Below are 17,124 nucleotides of genomic sequence, written 5' to 3'. Positions count from 1 at the left end.
CGAAGTGTCGTGATTCAGACCGCGACCTTGTGGTCCGGCAGACCGGGGCTGCTGACGCGGTAGATGCCGATCTCACCTAACAGATTAGGCCATAGCTTACTGGCCCACCCGTGCCGATGCTGTTGATCCACGGCAAGCCGATCAATGACCTTGGCTTCACGTTCGCGACACAGCGCTTCAAAGTCTTCGAAGGTGCAAAAGTGAATGTTCGGCGTGTTGTACCAGGTGTACGGCAGAAATTCCGAAACCGGCATCCGGCCCTTGTTCGCCAGGTACCAGCGGCAGCGCCAGTGACCGAAGTTGGGGAAGGTGATGATGCACTGGCGACCGACCCGCAGCATCTCGTCGAGGATCTTGTCCGGGTAATGCACGGCTTGCAGGGCCTGGGTCATGACCACGATGTCGAAGCTGTTGCTGGCGAAGTTGCCCAGGCCCTTGTCTAGGTCCTGCTCGATGACGTTGATGCCCTTGGCCACACACTCGGCAATGTTGTCCGGGTCGTTTTCTAGGCCATAGCCGGTGACTTGCTTGTGATCGCGCAGCCAGGTCAGCAGTTCGCCGTCACCGCAGCCGAGGTCGAGCACGCGGCTGCCGGCGGGGATCCATTCCTGGATGATTTCCAGATCGGCTCTCATGTCTTCCTCAAAGCGCTATACGGTTCATGTAATTGCTGAAGGCCTGCAAATAACGCGGGATCGGAATCAGGAAGGCGTCGTGGCCTTGCGGAGCGTCGATCTCCAGGTAGCAGACGTCTTTCCTGGCCGCCATCAGCGCGTCCACCAGCTCTCGCGAGCGGGCAGGGGAGAAGCGCCAGTCGGTGGTGAAGGACATCACGCAGAACTTGGCTTGGGCATTGGCGAATGTTTTCGCCAGGTCATCGTCGAAGTTCGCTGCCGGGTCGAAGTAGTCCAGCGCCTTGGTCATCAGCAGGTAGGTGTTGGCGTCGAAACGCCCGGAGAACTCCTCGCCCTGATATCGCAGGTAGCTTTCAACCTGGAACTCGACGCTGTGGAAGTCGTAGTTGAGCTTTTCACTCTTCAGGCCGCGACCGAATTTCTCGCCCATGGAGTCGTCGGACAGGTACGTGATGTGCCCGACCATTCGCGCCAGCATCAGCCCGCGCTTGGGGATCACGCCCGCTTCCTGGAACGAGCCGCCGTGGAACTCCGGGTCGGTGAGGATCGCCTGGCGTGCGACTTCGTTGAACGCGATGTTCTGCGCCGACAGCTTGGGTGCCGAGGCGATGGCCAGGCAGTGGCGAATGCGATCAGGGTACGTGATGCTCCACTGCATCGCCTGCATGCCACCGAGACTGCCGCCGATCACCGCCGCCCATTGGCCGATGCCGAGCATGTCGGCGAGGCGCGCCTGGCTGTGCACCCAGTCTTCCACGGTCAGTACCGGGAAGTCGGCACCGAATGGCTTGCCGCTTTCCGGATTGACGCTGCTGGGGCCGGTGGAGCCGTTGCACCCGCCGAGGTTGTTCAGGCTGACCACGAAGAACTTGTTGGTGTCGATCGGTTTGCCGGGGCCGATGCAGCTGTCCCACCAACCGGGTTTGCGGTCGTCGGGGCTGTGGAAGCCGGCGGCGTGATGGTGACCGGACAAGGCGTGGCAGATCAGCACGGCATTGCTCGCCGCAGCGTTCAGCGTGCCGTAGGTTTCATAGATCAGGTCATAAGCTGGGAGCGAACGGCCGCAGGCCAAGGCCAGGGGTTCACTGAAGTGCGCCAGTTGCGGCGTCACCAGACCAACAGAATCGGGGGGGAAGGCAGCTGGCATCGACCCTGCTCTCGTTGAAATGAGGCGTAAGTCTAAAGACCGCTGTGGCTAGCGGCAAGCAAAGGCCGGGCCTGATTTTTCCCCGATGTACCTGTGGCGAGGGAGCTTGCTCCCGCTGGGGCGCGAAGCGGCCCTGAAAGCTGATGCCCGGGTCTGTCAGGGATCTTGCGGCGACTGGTCTGGGGCCGCTTCGCAGCCCAGCGGGAGCAAGCTCCCTCGCCACATTGAGGTCAGGCCGGGCGCGCAAGATCGGGCAAATCCGGCAGATTCTTCGGCGAGCAAATCCGCACCCGCTTCTGCCGGTTCAGCTCCCCGCTGATCAAGTTCACCTGGCTCTTGGAAACCCCGAAAGCCTTGGCCAGAAACGCCATCAGATACGCATTGGCCTTGCCCTCGACAGGCGGTGCGGTCAGGCGGATCTTCAGACGATCACCATGCAGCCCGGCGAAATCATCGCTACGGGCCGCAGGTTGCAGGTGACATTCCAGAATCAGGTCATCGCCGTCCCAGCGAAAGTAGCTCATCAGATCAGGCCGAACAATTCCTTCGGCATGAGGGCGTAACCCGCAAGACGTGGAATCACCCAGCTTTGCAGCAACTGCAGCACGATAAACGCGAAGATCGGCGAGATGTCGAGGCCGCCCAGGTTCGGCACGATCCGGCGGAACGGCGCGAGTACCGGTTCAGTGATCTGCTGGACCAGTTCTGCGCCGGGGTTGTGGCTTCCCGGAGCAACCCAGGACAGAATCACACTGATGATCATCGCCCAGAACAGGATCTTCAGAAACAGCGCGAAGATACCAATCAATGCCCACGGCGCCAGAAACAGCACGTCGACCTCGTAGCCACTGAGCAGCAGGATGACCGCGTACAGCGCCATTTGCACGATCAACGCCAGTACCAGCGACGACATGTCCAGCCCGAACATGCTCGGGACAACCCGACGCAATGGCTTGAGCAGCGGTTGAGTGGCTTTCACGGCGAACTGGCAGAGCGGGTTGTAGAAATTCGCCCGTACCAGTTGCAGGATGAAGCGTAGTAGCACGATCAGCAGATACAGGCTGCACAGGGTTTGAATCACAAAAATGGCAGCGTCATTGAGTCCGAGCATCATTGATTCCTTTGTTAGAGCTGATTAGCGACCGAGTTGCTCAGCCATCTCGGCCGAGCGGTGCGCGGCGGCGCCGAGTGCTTTTTCTACCAGGGCTTCGAAGCCGCCGGCCTGGAACGACTTGATCGCCGCTTCGGTGGTGCCCGCAGGCGACGTCACGCGGCGACGCAGTTCAGCCGCGTCGACATCGCTGGCAACTGCCATGTGTGCAGCGCCCAAAGCGGTTTGCACGGTCAGTTGTGCGGCGATTTCCGCTGGAAGACCGAGTTTCACGCCAGCGGCGGTCATGGCTTCGATCAGCAGGAAGAAATACGCAGGGCCCGAGCCGGAAACGGCCGTGACCGCGTCCAGTTGCTGTTCTTCGTTCAGCCACAAAGCAATGCCAACCGCCGACAGCAGCTCTTCAGCTTGCTGGCGTTGCTCGGCGCTTACTTCGGCTGTGGCGTACAAGCCGCTCACGCCCTGACGCAGCAGCGCCGGGGTGTTGGGCATGCAACGCACGATGGGCTGGGCCCCAAGCCAGTTGTTCATGCTGGCGCAGGTGATGCCGGCCGCAATCGAGACCACCAGTTGATTTGGCTTGAGGCTGGGACGAATGGCTTCGCAAACGGCTTTCATCGCCTGGGGTTTGACCGCCACCACGACCACGTCCGCGCCCTGAATGGCTTCGGCGTTGTCGGCAAACACGTCGATGCTGTGTTCGGCGTGCACGCGGGCACGGGTTTCTTCACCCGGATCGCTGGCGCGGATCTGCGCGGCGTCCAGACCTTTGGCGCGCAGGCCGCCGATCAGGCTGGCAGCCATGTTGCCGGCTCCGATAAAGGCAATACGAGTCTTGCTCATGTCAGGTCCTTATAGAGAGGTGTGTCAGCCACGTTGAGGCTGGCTGTAGTCGCGGGCGCCAAACAGGGCCGTACCGATGCGGACCCAAGTGGCGCCCATGGCGATGGCCGACTCGAGGTCGTGGCTCATGCCCATGGAAAGTGTGTCGAGTGGCAGGTTCAGGCTGGCTTGCAGGCTCTGCACGGCAGCAAAAGCAGCGTCCTGGGCGGCGCGATCTTCAGTCGGCTCGGGAATCGCCATCAAACCGCGCAATTTCAGGCGGGGCAGAGCGCTGATGGCATTGGCCAGGGCAGGCAGGTCGGCGGGGGTGCAGCCGGATTTGCTGGCTTCACCACTGACGTTGACCTGGATGCAGATGTTCAATGGAGGCAAATCGGCAGGGCGTTGTTCGGACAGGCGTTGTGCGATTTTCAAGCGATCCACGGAGTGCACCCAAGCGAAGTGCTCGGCGATAGCACGAGTCTTGTTCGATTGAATGGGGCCGATGAAGTGCCAGATCAAGGGCAGGTCGGCCAATTCGAGCTGTTTGCTCAGCGCTTCCTGCAGGTAGTTCTCGCCAAAATCGCGCAGGCCGGCGGCATACGCTTCCCGCAGGGCTTCGGCGGGCTTGGTTTTGCTCACGGCCAGCAGCTGGATGCTGTGTTCGTCGCGCCCGGCGACAAGCGCTGCAGCGCGGATGCGTGAACTAACCTGAGCAATGTTGTCTGCTATCGTGGACATTCAATCCTGCCTGAAAAGTGCCTGCACTCGATCATGCGGCGTTAAAAGTCGACTCAGAATGCTCATTGACTGACGTCAACTCCGCTTCTTCGCCGACTTTTGCCTTGCCTGATCATCGCTCGGCAACTTTTCAGACGAGGATCTGAGGCGCCAGCGGGTCTGAGGTTCGCGGCATTCTACTGGAATTGAGGAGCGCTATGGATATCACTGAGCTGCTGGCTTTCAGCGCCAAACAGGGCGCGTCCGACTTGCACCTGTCTGCCGGCCTGCCACCGATGATTCGGGTTGATGGCGATGTGCGGCGCATCAACCTGCCGGCTCTGGACCACAAGGAGGTGCATGAGCTGATCTACGACATCATGAACGACGTCCAGCGGGTGGACTTCGAAAAGCATCTTGAAACCGATTTTTCCTTCGAAGTGCCCGGTGTGGCGCGTTTTCGGGTCAATGCCTTCAACCAGAATCGTGGTGCGGGCGCGGTATTCCGGACCATTCCGTCCAAGGTCCTGAGCATGGAGGATCTGGGCATGGGGGAAGTGTTTCGCAAGATTACCGAAGCGCCCCGGGGGCTGGTGCTGGTGACTGGCCCGACCGGTTCCGGCAAGTCCACCACCCTGGCGGCGATGATCGATTACCTGAACAGTCATCGCCATCACCACATCCTCACTATCGAAGACCCCATTGAGTTCGTCCACGAATCGCGAAAATGCCTGATCAACCAGCGTGAAGTCCATCGCGATACCCGCAGTTTCGCCACCGCCCTGCGCTCGGCCCTGCGTGAAGACCCGGACGTGATACTGGTGGGAGAAATGCGAGATCTGGAGACTATTCGGCTGGCATTGACCGCCGCCGAAACCGGTCACCTGGTATTCGGCACGCTGCACACCACGTCGGCGGCAAAAACCATCGACCGGGTGGTGGACGTGTTTCCGGGCGACGAGAAGTCGATGGTGCGCTCAATGCTCTCCGAGTCGTTGCTGGCAGTGGTGTCCCAGACATTGATCAAGAAAATCGGCGGCGGACGGATTGCCGCCCACGAAATCATGCTCGGCACCGCGGCGATCCGTAACCTGATCCGCGAAGACAAGGTGGCGCAGATGTACTCATCGATTCAGACCGGAGGGTCGTTGGGGATGCAGACGCTGGATATGTGCCTGAAGGAGTTGGTGACCAAAGGCGTGATCAGTCGCGAGCATGCGCGGGAAAAGGCGCGGTCGCCGGATAATTTTTGAGGGTTGGAGCGCGGACCTGTGGCGAGGGAGCTTGCTCCCGCTGGGCTGCGAAGCAGCCCCAAAAAACTGCGAGCGCTGCGCACTCGAACGGGAGCAAGCGCCCTCGCCACAAATTCCCGCCTTCAGAAGGTGGGGGTTCTCAAATCAGCGCTGCACAACCCGCAACGCGTTCTGTTCTTTCGGCATAACCCGTTTGGCAACCACGTAGTGGCTTTCCCAGTACGGTTTTTTCAGGGTGTCGATGGTCACCGATTTGCCACGGCGTGGTGCGTGGATGAAGCGGTCGTTGCCCAGGTAGATGGCAACATGATTGACTCGACGGCTCTTGATGTTGAAGAAAATCAGGTCGCCCGGCTTCAGATCCTTGCGATCGACTTTCTCGCCATGACCGCTGGCCATCGCGTTGGAAGTGCGCGGCAGGTCAAACGTAGCGTCGTTGAACGCGTATTTCACCAGACCACTGCAATCGAACCCTTTACTTGGGCTGCTGCCGCCCCAACGGTAAGGTGTACCGAGGACGTTCACCGCGCGGCTTAACACGTTGCTGCTTTCCTTGGTCGCCATCGGCGGAACCAGGCTGCTTTTACTGGCAAGCTGCGGGGCGCGTTTTACAGTCTGTTTGTTTTTGCTCGAAGGAGCAGAAGCATGGGATTTTGGGGTGTAACCATTAACGTTAGGAAGACGTTGCTCACGATTGGTGGCGTGGGCGGCCAGGGGCAATAATAGGCAAATGGTTAGCCATGTCTTGAAAAATGGACGCATTAGGCAAGGCTCATATGGGTTAGCGCGCAACTTTATAACAGCTTTTTTTTCCCTTCCGAGGCCGTTGGTCGATTCAGGCTGGGGGCCGCGGAACTAAAAAGCGGCAAAATTGACGTGAGTTGTCGGACAAAAGTCAGGCATTACAAGGCTTTGACAGGAGGGAAAGTAGCATTTGCCGTATGTCGGCCGCCTGTAAAAAAGTCACAAAGAATTCAAGAATATTTCTCTATCGTGTGAGTCGAGGTCATCCATGAACACCTATCAACACACCGTTTCACAGCAAGACACACATAGCAAAGTGATCGGTTACCTGTTGTGGATTTTCGGTTTTACCGGGGCTCACCGCTTCTATTACGGCAAGCCGGTGACCGGGACGATCTGGTTTTTTACCTTCGGTTTGTTGGGTATCGGCTGGTTGATCGACGTGTTTCTGATCCCGGCCATGGATCGTGAAGCGGACCTGCGTTTTACCTCCGGGCCTATCGAATACAACGTTGCGTGGATTCTGCTGACGTTTCTTGGGGTATTCGGTGTGCACCGGATGTATCAGGGGAAGTGGATCAGCGGGTTGCTGTATCTGGTGACGGGTGGGTTGTTCTTTCTGGGGGTGTTGTATGACTTCTGGACGTTGAATGACCAAGTGTCGATTCGTAACGCTCAGAACAGAGGCGCCTTCCAGTAAGTTGTGGCGAGGGAGCTTGCTCCCGCTGGGTCGCGAAGCGACCCCAAAACAGGTCTGCTGCGCAGCCCAGCGGGAGCAAACTCCCTCGCCACAGTCTTAAGCCTGGTGACTGATCCGCCCATCCACCAGGGTGTAATGCACCACGCCCGGCAGGCTGTGGCCGATGAACGGGCAGTTTTCGCCCTTGGACAGCCAGGTTTCACCGGCCACGGTCGAAGCCGCAGGGTCGAACAGCACGATATCTGCCGGCCCACCGACCGCCAATTTCCCCGCGGGTAAGCGCAACGCTTCGGCAGGGCCAGCGCTCAAGCGCGCGAGTAGGGTTGGCAGATCGAGCAAACCATCTTCCACCAGCGTCATCGCCAGCGGCAGTAGCAGTTCAACACTGCTGATGCCTGGCTCGGTCGCGCCGAACGGCGCCAGTTTGGCATCGCGCTCATGGGGCTGGTGATGGCTGGAGATGGCTGACACCACCCCCGACTTCACCGCTGCCCGCAGGCCGTCGCGGTCGGCGCGAGTGCGCAGCGGCGGCTGGACGTGATAGAGGCTGCTGAAGTCGATCAGCGCTTCGTCGGTGAGGATCAGTTGATATAACGCCACGTCTGCCGTGACCTTCAGGCCACGGGCCTGGGCCTGAGCAATCAGCGCCACGCCGCGGGCGCTGGTGAGCTGGCTGAAGTGCGCCCGCACGCCGCTTTGCTCGACCAGCAGCAGATCCCGGGCCAGGGCCACGGTTTCGGCGGTTTCCGGAATGCCCGGCAAGCCGAGGAAACTCGCGGTCGCGCCTTCATGGGCCAAACCACCTTCGGCCAAGTCGTGGTCCTGCGAGTTGAAAATCACGGTCAGGTCGAACGTCGACGCATATTCCAGCGCCCGGCACAGGGTGCGGGTGTTGCGAAAGCTCTCCAGACCGTTGCCGAAGGCCACGCAGCCGGCATCGCGCAAGGCGACCAGTTCGGCCAGCTGTTCGCCATCCAGGCCTTTGCTCAGGGCGCCGATCGGGAACACTTTGGTGTTGCCGGCTTCGCGAGCGCGGTCGAGGATCAATTCAGCCACGGCCGAGGTGTCCAGCACCGGTCTGGTTTTCGGTGGGCAGCACAAGCTGGTGACGCCACCGGCGGCAGCGGCGCGGGTTTCGCTGGCAATCGAACCTTTGCGGCTGTAGCCCGGCTCGCGCAGGGCGACGTTCAGGTCAACCAGGCCTGGAGCGGCCACCAGGCCTTTGGCGTCGATGGTGTCTACTGCAGTGAAACCGGCCGGAGCGGCGCCAAGGGCGACAATCTTGCAGGCTTCAACGTGGATATCAGTCACTTGATCCAGGCCGCTGGCTGGATCGATAACGCGTGCGCCGAGAATGCTGAGCTTCACTGGGCGTTCTCCTGCTCGAATTGGCGCTGGGCAGTCTGCCCGCTCATGGCCATGGACAGCACGGCCATACGAATGGCGATGCCGTAGGTCACCTGGTTGAGGATCACCGAGTGCGGACCGTCGGCCACCGCCGACTCAATCTCCACCCCACGGTTGATCGGCCCCGGGTGCATGACGATGCAATCCGGTTTGGCGCCAGCCAGGCGCGCGGTGGTCAGGCCGAACAGGCGGTAGAACTCGCCTTCGCTCGGTAGCAGGCCGCCGGTCATGCGTTCACGCTGCAGGCGCAGCATGATCACCACGTCGACGTCTTTCAGGCCTTCGGTCATGTCGGTGTAGACCTTCACGCCGTACTGCTCGATGCCGATCGGCAGCAGGGTTTTCGGCGCGATCACGCGGATGTCCGGGCAGCCGAGGGTTTTCAGGGCCAGCATGTTCGAACGCGCCACCCGCGAGTGCAGGATGTCGCCGACGATGGCCACCGAAAGGTTTTCGAAGCCACCCTTGTGCCGACGAATGGTGAGCATGTCGAGCATGCCCTGGGTCGGGTGGGCGTGGCGGCCATCGCCGCCGTTGATGATCGCCACTTGCGGGCAGACATGCTCGGCGATGAAGTGCGCCGCGCCGGAGTCACCGTGACGCACGACGAACATGTCGGCGGCCATGGCTTCCAGGTTGCGCAGGGTGTCGAGCAGGGTTTCGCCCTTGCTCGCCGACGACGTGGACACGTTCAGGGTGATCACGTCGGCCGACAGCCGCTGGGCCGCCAGTTCAAAGGTGGTGCGGGTGCGGGTGGAGTTCTCGAAGAACACGTTGCACACGGTCTTGCCGCGCAACAACGGGACTTTCTTCACCGCCCGGGCGCCGACTTCGAGGAACGAGTCGGCGGTGTCGAGGATTTCCGTCAGCAGCTCGCGGCGCAGGCCGTCGAGCGAGAGGAAGTGGCGCAGCTGGCCCTGATCATTGAGCTGCAGCGGGCGCTTGGTTTCTAGAGGCGTCATCGCGAGGGGGACTCTCAATAGGGCGAATTAAAGGGCGAGGTCTTGAAGTTCGAGCTTGAGCTCCGGGCCGGACAGCTTCACCCGTTCATGGGCCGCCAGCGTCAGGGTCGCGCCGACCACGTTCGGACGGATCGGCAGCTCACCGGCGTCCAGGTCCAGCAGGCACACCAGTGTCACGCTGGCCGGACGGCCGTAGTCGAAGAGTTCGTTCATCGCGGCGCGGATGGTCCGACCGCTCATCAGCACGTCATCGATCAGCACCAGGTGCTGGCCTTCGATCTCGAACGGCAGCGCCGATGGGCGTACTTGTGGGTGCAGACCGTTCTGGCTGAAGTCGTCGCGGTAGAACGAAACGTCCAGGGTGCCCAGGGGCGAATCGCTGCCCAGTTCATCGAGCAACGCCTGCGCGACCCAGACGCCACCGGTCCGAATGCCGATATAGCGCGGTTCGCTGATGCCCCGTTTGGCCAGATAGGTGTCAAGACGGGTTGCCATCTGGCTGATCAGTTCGGCGGGATTGGGCAGGCTCATGGTTTGCTCCTTCTTTGTCCCGAGCCGGATGCTGCTTGAGTGGTGGCTCGGGTTGTAGCTAAGGGAGACGCCGCAGCGGCTCTTCAGAATTAGGTGCGGTCAGGATTCGAACAGCGCGGTGTTTTCGTCGAGCCAGCCTTGCAGCAGCAGGGCGGCGGCGATGGCATCGACCGGGTTGTCGCGGTAACTGCCTTTCTGGCCGCCACGGACCAGGCGTTCACCCTTGGCCTCGAAGGTGGTCAGGCGCTCGTCGTGAGTATAGAAGGGCAGGTTATAGCGGCCGTTCAGACGTCGGGCGAACTTTTCGGCCCGCAGGCACATGTCGCTGGGTGTGCCGTCCATGTTCAGCGGCAGGCCGACCACCACGGCGTCGGGTTTCCACTCTTTGATCAGGGCTTCGACCTGATTCCAGTCAGGTATGCCGTTTTGCGCCTTCAAGGTGCACAGCTCGCGGGCCTGGCCGGTAATCACCTGGCCGACCGCAACGCCGATCTGTTTGGTGCCGTAGTCGAAACCCAAAATCAACCGCAGGGCCATCAGGCGTGCCCCGCCTGGCTGGTGAGCAGACTGAGATTGACACCCAGATGCCTGGCCGCCGCTTCAAGGCGCAATTCGCTGCTGGTGTTGAACAGGATGTCGGCGTTGAACGGGCAGGTCAGCCAGGCGTTGTCGGCCAGTTCGGCTTCCAGTTGCCCGGCTTCCCAACCGGCATAGCCGAGGGTGATCACGCTTTTCGCGGGGCCGACGCCGTCGGCGATGGCGAACAGCACGTCCTGGGAGGTCGACAGCGACAGCTCACCTTCCAGATCAACGGTTGCCTGATAGGTTTTTCCCGACGGGTGCAGGACAAAACCGCGATCGGTTTGCACCGGGCCACCGATAAAGATCGGCACATGCTGGCAGAGCACTGGCGGTTCGATATCGGGACGCAATTGCTCGAGGATATCGGCCAGGTTCAGGTCCTGCGGACGGTTGACCACCAGCCCCATGGCACCATTGGCCGTGTGCTCGACGATGTAGGTCAAGGTGTGCGCAAAGTTCGGGTCGGCCATGTGAGGCATGGCGATCAGGAAGTGATGCTTGAGGTAGCTGGGGCTGACGTTCTTCATGAGCGCTAGTGTGGCGTTGGAGGGGCGAACTGACAAGCCGAGGATGCACAGGAAATGTCTGCGTGAATGTCTTTTTGATGGGGTTTTGCTTGAGGGCCTCTTCGCGGGCAAGCCTCGCTCCTACAGGTCATGCGCCATTTTCGTGGTGCATACCAAACCTGTAGGAGCGAGGCTTGCCCGCGAAGGCGTCGGCTCAATCACTACAAATCAATCGGTCAGTTACTGGACAACCGGTCCCCACGCGCAAACTTCCAGGTGCGGATGATTTCCAGGCGGTCGATATCCGACAGATCCCCGGTAAACGGTGCGAACGGCGCCGCGAGCCTTACGATGCGCTGCGCCGCCTGGTCCAGCAACGGTTGCCCGGACGATTCCAGCACCAGCACTTCATACAGCGAGCCGTCGCGGTTGATCGAGACCATCAGTCGCAAATTGCCGTAAATCTGTTTGCGCCGGGCCTCGTCGGGATAGTTGAGGTTGCCGATGCGTTCGACCTTCTTGCGCCATTCATCCTTGTACCAGGCACCCTTGTCACGCATGGTCGAAGCGGCGCTCAAGCGGTGAATGCGCGGGCGCTTGGCGTACAGCTGTTGTTCGTTGGCCAGTTCGGCTTCCAGGCTGGCGATGTCGCTGGACAACTGCGAGCTGTCGAACGTCGGTGCCGCCACTTGGGGTTTGGCTTGGGGCTTGGGTTCTTCGGTCTTGGTTGCGGCTTTTTTCGGCTTCGGCGCGACGGTGGTCACAGACGCCTTGGGCGCGGCTTCCTGCACTTGAGGCTTGGCCGCCGGCGGTGGGGTGACTTTCTGCACCTTGTTGTCCTGGAACGGCGCGACCTCGGTGGTCTTGGGAATCGCCTTTTTCTCCAGGGTGCCGCTGCCTTCCTGATTTTCCTGGGCGAGAAAGTCAGCTTTCGCAGGTTTTTTTTCGCTTTTGAAGGTGGCGAGGGTGATTTCCAGGGTTTTGCTGATTTGCTGGGGTTCGACCATGGTGAACCCGACGCCCAACAGCAAGGCCAGGTGAATCAGCGCCGCGAGAAACAGGGTAAAACCGAGGCGATCGGCCGGGCGCACGCCACGATGGGCGAGTTCAGCGGGCAGATCGGACGGGAGTGTCATGACAAGAAAACCAACATCGCGTTTTTTACAGGCCGGGGATGATAACGCAATGTTGGTTCCTTCTTGGCTGTTCTATGTCAACGAGCTTTGAGCTTCTGATCGATGGCATCCATCAGCAGGCCACCAATGTCGGTACCGAACGCATTATCGATCTCGCGAATGCAGGTCGGGCTGGTGACGTTGATCTCGGTCAGGTGCTCACCGATCACATCCAGACCCACGAAGAGCAAGCCTTTCTCGCGCAGGGTCGGGCCGACTTGCGCGGCGATCCAGCGATCTTTCTCGGTCAGCGGTCGCGCTTCGCCACGGCCACCGGCGGCGAGGTTGCCACGGGTTTCGCCTGCGGCCGGAATCCGTGCCAGGCAGTAATCCACAGGTGTACCGTCGATCATCAGAATGCGTTTGTCGCCATCGACGATCGCCGGCAGGTAACCCTGGATCATGATCTGCTGCTTGCCATGCAAGGTCAGGGTTTCGAGGATCACCGACAGGTTCGGGTGGCCAGCGGTGTGACGGAAGATCGACGAGCCGCCCATGCCGTCCAGCGGCTTGAGGATCACGTCACCATGATGGTCGGCAAATTCACGCAGTACGTCCGGGCGACGGCTGACGATGGTCGGCGGCGTGCACTGCGGGAACAGCGTGGCGAACAGCTTCTCGTTGCAATCGCGCAGGCTTTGCGGCTTGTTGACCACCAGCACGCCTGCGCGCTCGGCCTGCTCCAACAGGTAAGTGGAGTAGACGAACTCCATGTCGAACGGTGGATCCTTGCGCATCAGGATCACGTCCAGATCGCTCAGCAGTGCGTCGCTTTCGGCGCCCAGTTCGAACCATTTTTCCGGGTTGGCGAACACCCTCAGTGGACGCATCCGTGCGCGCGCCTCACCTTCGGCCTGATACAAATCGCGCTGTTCCATATAGAACAGTTCCCAGCCACGCTTTTGCGCGGCCAGCAGCATGGCCAGCGAGCTATCCTTTTTATAGGAGATGCTGGCGATAGGATCCATGACAATCCCGACGCGAACGCTCATGGGGTTTTCCTCGAAATTGGGGTGGAAAGTGTTGTGAAAAAGTGGCGTCAGAGTGGCGCTGAGTGTGTTCCCGGTCAAGGAGAAACCACCGCAAAGGTCGCCCGATAGATTGGATTGGGAGACTGTGCTAAAAAGGCTGGCCCTTGAGTATCAAGGGCTTCGAGCCATCGATGAGCCGTAAACGGACAATTTGATTCACAAAGGCGACGGTAGAGCCACTATGGAACAGCATTCCAGCGCCTTGAAGGTCATGGTGATCGACGATTCGAAAACGATTCGTCGCACCGCCGAAACGCTGTTGAAAAACGTGGGCTGTGAAGTCATCACCGCAATCGATGGTTTCGATGCCCTGGCCAAGATTGCCGACAATCACCCCGGCATCATTTTTGTCGACATCATGATGCCGCGTCTGGATGGCTATCAGACCTGCGCTTTAATCAAGAACAACAGTGCGTTCAAGTCCACGCCAGTGATTATGCTGTCGTCCAAGGACGGGTTGTTCGACAAGGCCAAGGGTCGGATCGTCGGTTCCGACCAGTTTTTGACCAAGCCTTTCAGCAAGGAAGAACTGCTGAACGCGATTCAGGCCCATGTACCGGGCTTCGCCGCCGTTTCGCCGCAGTAGGACACGCACAGTGACGCTCGGCCATGGGGCCCGGTGTCGACAAGAATGGGGAAGACCATGGCACGTATTCTGATCGTCGATGATTCGCCGACTGAAATGTACAAACTGACCGGCATGCTCGAAAAGCACGGTCATGAGGTGTTGAAAGCCGAAAACGGCGCCGACGGCGTGGCCCTGGCTCGTCAGGAAAAACCCGACGCGGTGCTGATGGACATCGTCATGCCTGGCCTCAATGGTTTCCAGGCGACCCGTCAGCTGACCAAAGACCCGGAAACCGGGCATATCCCGGTGATCATCATCACCACCAAGGATCAGGAAACCGACAAAGTCTGGGGTACGCGTCAAGGCGCCAAGGACTACCTGACCAAACCGGTCGACGAAGAGACCCTGATCAAAACCCTGAACAACGTGCTGGCCGGTTGATCGTCCGGCCATGACCGAGTCGCTGACGGCCTTCGAACTGCTGCTGCAGATTGACCAGCGCTGTCGCCTGCTGGCGGCGGACCTGCCGTCCCAGCCGACCCGACAGGACAGCTGGAGCGGCATCGGCTTTCGCTTGGGCGAGCATTGGTACGTTGCGCCCATGGGCGAAGTCAGCGAAGTCCTGCACGAACCGCGCGCTACGCAATTGCCGGGGGTCAAACCCTGGGTCAAGGGTGTGTCGAACCTGCGCGGGCGACTGCTGCCGATCATGGATTTGTATGGCTTTTTTTATGGCTATGAGCTCGGCCATGAACTGCCTGCCTTGCGCAAGCAACGGCGGATATTGGTGGTGGAGCACAAGGACGTGTTTGCAGGGTTGATGGTCGATGAGGTCTTCGGTTTGCAGCACTTTGCCCAGGACAGTCTGGAGCCGGTGCCGGCCGATGACTTGCAAGGGCCGATGTCGGCGTTCGTCAAAGGCCGGTTTCAGCGTGAGCAGAAGTGGCAGGTGTTCAGCCCGTTTGCGTTGGCGCAGTCGCAAGGATTCATGAACGTGGCGCTGTAAACGCGGCGACGCCGATCCTGTATGAGCGAGGCTTGCCCGCGAAGAACGAAAACGCGGTGTTCCTGAAAGACCGCAGCGCCTGCTTCGCGGGCAAGCCTCGCTCCTACAAGGGCATAGAGTGAATTGGGCAGGACAGGCGAGGACCGATGATAAAAGCAAAAACAGGCAAGCCAGAAGGGTCGCGCAGCCGGTCGCAGATCATCGTGCTGTTCATCGCGCTGATCGTCTTCATCATGCTGCTGTTCGCCAACTTCGCGTACCTCAACACCCAGGCGAATTACGACAAGCAGTACATCGGCCACGCCGGTGAACTGCGGGTGCTGTCCCAGCGCATTGCCAAGAACGCCACCGAAGCCGCCGCCGGCAAGGCTGCTGCGTTCAAGTTGCTCAGCGATGCGCGCAACGACTTCGCCCAGCGTTGGGGCTATCTGAAAAAAGGCGACCCATCCACCGGCCTGCCGTCGGCACCGTCCACCGTGCGCCCGGAAATGCGCGCGGTGCAGCTGGATTGGGAGCGTCTGCTGAAAAACACCGACGCCATCCTCTCCAGCGAACAAACCGTGCTGTCCTTGCATCAGGTCGCCGCGACCCTGGCCGAAACCGTGCCGCAGTTGCAGGTCGAGTATGAAAAGGTCGTCGAAACCCTCCTTCAACGTGGCGCCCCGGCCGCTCAGGTGGCGATGGCCCAGCGTCAGTCGCTGCTGGCCGAGCGGATTCTCGGTGCGGTGAACACCGTGCTGTCCGGCGACGAAAACTCCCAGCAGGCGGCCGACGCCTTCGGTCGCGACGCGGCGCGTTTTGGCCTGGTGCTCAACGGCATGCTTCAGGGCAATGCGGCACTGAAAATCAGCCAGGTCGAAGACCGCGATGCGCGCGCCCGGTTGACCGAGATTTCAGAGCTGTTCGAATTCGTGTCGGGTTCGGTGGACGAAATCCTCGAAACCTCGCCGGAGCTGTTCAAGGTCCGCGAATCGGCCTCCAACATTTTTACCCTGTCGCAAACCCTGCTTGATGAAGCCTCGCACCTGGCCAGCCGTTTCGAAAACCTTGCCGGCGGGCGCGACACCGATACCATTGGCGGCTATGTGCTGGGTTTGCTTGCATTGATGTCGATCATCCTCATCGGCCTGGTGATGGTGCGCGAAACCAACCGTCAGCTGCGCGAAACCGCCGAGAAGAACGAGCGCAACCAGAACGCGATCATGCGTCTGCTGGATGAAATCGAAGACCTGGCCGACGGCGACCTGACCGTGACCGCCTCGGTGACCGAAGACTTCACCGGAACCATTGCGGACTCGATCAACTATTCCGTCGATCAACTGCGCGATCTGGTGGCGACCATCAACCTCACCGCCGGCCAGGTCGCCGCTGCCGTGCAGGAAACCCAGGCCACTGCGATGCACCTGGCCCAGGCCTCGGAGCATCAGGCGCAGCAGATTTCCGAAGCCTCCACGGCCATCAATGACATGGCCCAGTCCATCGATCAAGTCTCGGCCAACGCTGCCGAATCCTCTGCGGTGGCCGAGCGCTCGGTGGAAATCGCCAACAAGGGCAACGAAGTGGTGCACAACACCATCCATGGCATGGACAATATTCGCGAGCAGATTCAGGACACGGCCAAGCGCATCAAACGGCTGGGGGAGTCTTCTCAGGAAATCGGCGACATTGTCAGCCTGATCGATGACATTGCCGATCAGACCAACATACTCGCCCTCAACGCGGCGATTCAGGCGTCCATGGCCGGTGATGCCGGGCGCGGTTTTGCGGTGGTGGCCGACGAAGTGCAGCGCCTGGCCGAGCGCTCATCGGCGGCGACCCGGCAGATCGAAACCCTGGTGCGGGCAATTCAGACCGACACCAACGAAGCGGTGATTTCCATGGAGCAGACCACCACCGAAGTGGTGCGCGGCGCGCGTCTGGCGCAGGATGCCGGAGTAGCCCTGGAAGAAATTGAAGGTGTATCGAAGACCCTCGCGGCGCTGATCCAGAGTATTTCCAACGCCGCGCAGCAGCAGACCTCTTCGGCCGGCCAGATTTCCCTGACGATGAACGTGATCCAGCAGATCACCACGCAGACTTCGTCCGGCTCCACAGCCACCGCCGAGAGCATTGGCAACCTGGCGAAAATGGCCAGCCAGCTGCGGCGTTCGGTGTCCGGTTTCACCTTGCCGGCCAAGCCTGCCGAGACTGCGGACAACGCTTGAGCCGCCCCCGGGCGGATGCA

20 protein-coding genes are annotated in these 17,124 nt (G+C 60.5%); 6 read left to right on the top strand and 14 right to left on the bottom strand.

Annotation, left to right across the window (positions count from 1 at the left end):
• Positions 1–14 precede the first annotated feature (14 nt).
• From metW to ACA044_RS28755, 6 genes are all read right to left on the bottom strand, one after another.
• Positions 15–635 carry a methionine biosynthesis protein MetW gene (gene metW / locus ACA044_RS28780; protein ID WP_497444282.1) on the bottom strand — a complete coding sequence of 207 codons (621 nt, stop codon included), beginning with the start codon at positions 633–635 and terminating at the stop codon, positions 15–17.
• 7 nt (positions 636–642) lie between these two features.
• Positions 643–1,782 (bottom strand): homoserine O-succinyltransferase MetX, encoded by a 1,140-nt coding sequence (gene metX, locus ACA044_RS28775; RefSeq protein ID WP_497444281.1) that lies wholly within the window; start codon positions 1,780–1,782, stop codon positions 643–645.
• 230 nt (positions 1,783–2,012) lie between these two features.
• Entirely contained in the window at positions 2,013–2,306 is a 294-nt protein-coding gene (locus ACA044_RS28770) for a DUF167 domain-containing protein (RefSeq protein WP_497444280.1), read from the bottom strand.
• Positions 2,306–2,893, bottom strand: a complete 588-nt coding sequence (locus tag ACA044_RS28765; RefSeq protein ID WP_497447327.1) for a YggT family protein — start codon at positions 2,891–2,893, stop codon at positions 2,306–2,308. The genes ACA044_RS28770 and ACA044_RS28765 overlap by 1 nt, the downstream gene beginning before the upstream one ends.
• A gap of 24 nt (positions 2,894–2,917) precedes the next feature.
• Positions 2,918–3,736 carry a pyrroline-5-carboxylate reductase gene (gene proC / locus ACA044_RS28760; RefSeq protein WP_497444279.1) on the bottom strand — a complete coding sequence of 273 codons (819 nt, stop codon included), beginning with the start codon at positions 3,734–3,736 and terminating at the stop codon, positions 2,918–2,920.
• Between the two features lie 24 nt (positions 3,737–3,760).
• The gene (locus tag ACA044_RS28755; protein ID WP_497444278.1) at positions 3,761–4,456 is read right to left on the bottom strand and encodes a YggS family pyridoxal phosphate-dependent enzyme; all 696 of its coding nucleotides are present in this window, start codon (positions 4,454–4,456) and stop codon (positions 3,761–3,763) included.
• 197 nt (positions 4,457–4,653) lie between these two features.
• On the opposite strand from ACA044_RS28755, the gene ACA044_RS28750 reads away from it, so the two are divergent.
• Positions 4,654–5,688, top strand: a complete 1,035-nt coding sequence (locus ACA044_RS28750; RefSeq protein ID WP_497444277.1) for a type IV pilus twitching motility protein PilT — start codon at positions 4,654–4,656, stop codon at positions 5,686–5,688.
• Positions 5,689–5,832: 144 nt separating this feature from the next.
• Here ACA044_RS28750 and ACA044_RS28745 read toward each other — a convergent pair whose 3' ends face one another.
• Positions 5,833–6,450, bottom strand: coding sequence for a C40 family peptidase (locus ACA044_RS28745; protein WP_497444276.1), 618 nt, complete (start codon positions 6,448–6,450; stop codon positions 5,833–5,835).
• Positions 6,451–6,700: 250 nt separating this feature from the next.
• Here ACA044_RS28745 and ACA044_RS28740 point away from each other — a divergent pair, with 250 nt between their 5' ends.
• Positions 6,701–7,132 carry an NINE protein gene (locus tag ACA044_RS28740; protein ID WP_497444275.1) on the top strand — a complete coding sequence of 144 codons (432 nt, stop codon included), beginning with the start codon at positions 6,701–6,703 and terminating at the stop codon, positions 7,130–7,132.
• 96 nt (positions 7,133–7,228) lie between these two features.
• Here the strand turns inward: ACA044_RS28740 and ACA044_RS28735 are convergent, their stop codons facing one another.
• From ACA044_RS28735 to gshB, 7 genes are all read right to left on the bottom strand, one after another.
• The gene (locus tag ACA044_RS28735) at positions 7,229–8,500 is read right to left on the bottom strand and encodes a dihydroorotase (RefSeq protein ID WP_497444274.1); all 1,272 of its coding nucleotides are present in this window, start codon (positions 8,498–8,500) and stop codon (positions 7,229–7,231) included.
• On the bottom strand, positions 8,497–9,501 hold the full coding sequence (locus ACA044_RS28730) for an aspartate carbamoyltransferase catalytic subunit (protein ID WP_007897943.1): 1,005 nt from the start codon (positions 9,499–9,501) through the stop codon (positions 8,497–8,499). The genes ACA044_RS28735 and ACA044_RS28730 overlap by 4 nt, the downstream gene beginning before the upstream one ends.
• A gap of 27 nt (positions 9,502–9,528) precedes the next feature.
• Complete coding sequence (pyrR, locus tag ACA044_RS28725) at positions 9,529–10,032, bottom strand: bifunctional pyr operon transcriptional regulator/uracil phosphoribosyltransferase PyrR (RefSeq protein ID WP_497444273.1); 504 nt, start codon at positions 10,030–10,032, stop codon at positions 9,529–9,531.
• 99 nt (positions 10,033–10,131) lie between these two features.
• Positions 10,132–10,569 carry a Holliday junction resolvase RuvX gene (gene ruvX / locus ACA044_RS28720; RefSeq protein WP_007897947.1) on the bottom strand — a complete coding sequence of 146 codons (438 nt, stop codon included), beginning with the start codon at positions 10,567–10,569 and terminating at the stop codon, positions 10,132–10,134.
• Entirely contained in the window at positions 10,569–11,141 is a 573-nt protein-coding gene (locus ACA044_RS28715; protein ID WP_497444272.1) for a YqgE/AlgH family protein, read from the bottom strand. The genes ruvX and ACA044_RS28715 overlap by 1 nt, the downstream gene beginning before the upstream one ends.
• Positions 11,142–11,356: 215 nt before the next feature.
• Positions 11,357–12,256, bottom strand: a complete 900-nt coding sequence (locus ACA044_RS28710) for an energy transducer TonB (RefSeq protein WP_497444271.1) — start codon at positions 12,254–12,256, stop codon at positions 11,357–11,359.
• A 77-nt stretch (positions 12,257–12,333) separates the two neighbouring features.
• Positions 12,334–13,287, bottom strand: coding sequence for a glutathione synthase (gshB, locus tag ACA044_RS28705; RefSeq protein WP_497444270.1), 954 nt, complete (start codon positions 13,285–13,287; stop codon positions 12,334–12,336).
• A 220-nt stretch (positions 13,288–13,507) separates the two neighbouring features.
• On the opposite strand from gshB, the gene pilG reads away from it, so the two are divergent.
• From pilG to ACA044_RS28685, 4 genes are all read left to right on the top strand, one after another.
• Positions 13,508–13,912 carry a twitching motility response regulator PilG gene (gene pilG, locus ACA044_RS28700; RefSeq protein WP_038980984.1) on the top strand — a complete coding sequence of 135 codons (405 nt, stop codon included), beginning with the start codon at positions 13,508–13,510 and terminating at the stop codon, positions 13,910–13,912.
• A gap of 57 nt (positions 13,913–13,969) precedes the next feature.
• A complete protein-coding gene (gene pilH / locus ACA044_RS28695) occupies positions 13,970–14,335 on the top strand; it encodes a twitching motility response regulator PilH (RefSeq protein WP_008068134.1) in 366 nt (121 codons plus the stop codon).
• 10 nt (positions 14,336–14,345) lie between these two features.
• Complete coding sequence (locus ACA044_RS28690) at positions 14,346–14,900, top strand: chemotaxis protein CheW (RefSeq protein ID WP_497444269.1); 555 nt, start codon at positions 14,346–14,348, stop codon at positions 14,898–14,900.
• Between the two features lie 146 nt (positions 14,901–15,046).
• A complete protein-coding gene (locus ACA044_RS28685; RefSeq protein ID WP_497444268.1) occupies positions 15,047–17,104 on the top strand; it encodes a methyl-accepting chemotaxis protein in 2,058 nt (685 codons plus the stop codon).
• Positions 17,105–17,124: the final 20 nt, after the last annotated feature.

The sequence above is a fragment of the Pseudomonas sp. LBUM1673 genome (assembly GCF_059695645.1).
Note: the sequence above shows the minus strand (reverse complement) of the source record. Positions and strands in the feature narration are given on the sequence as shown.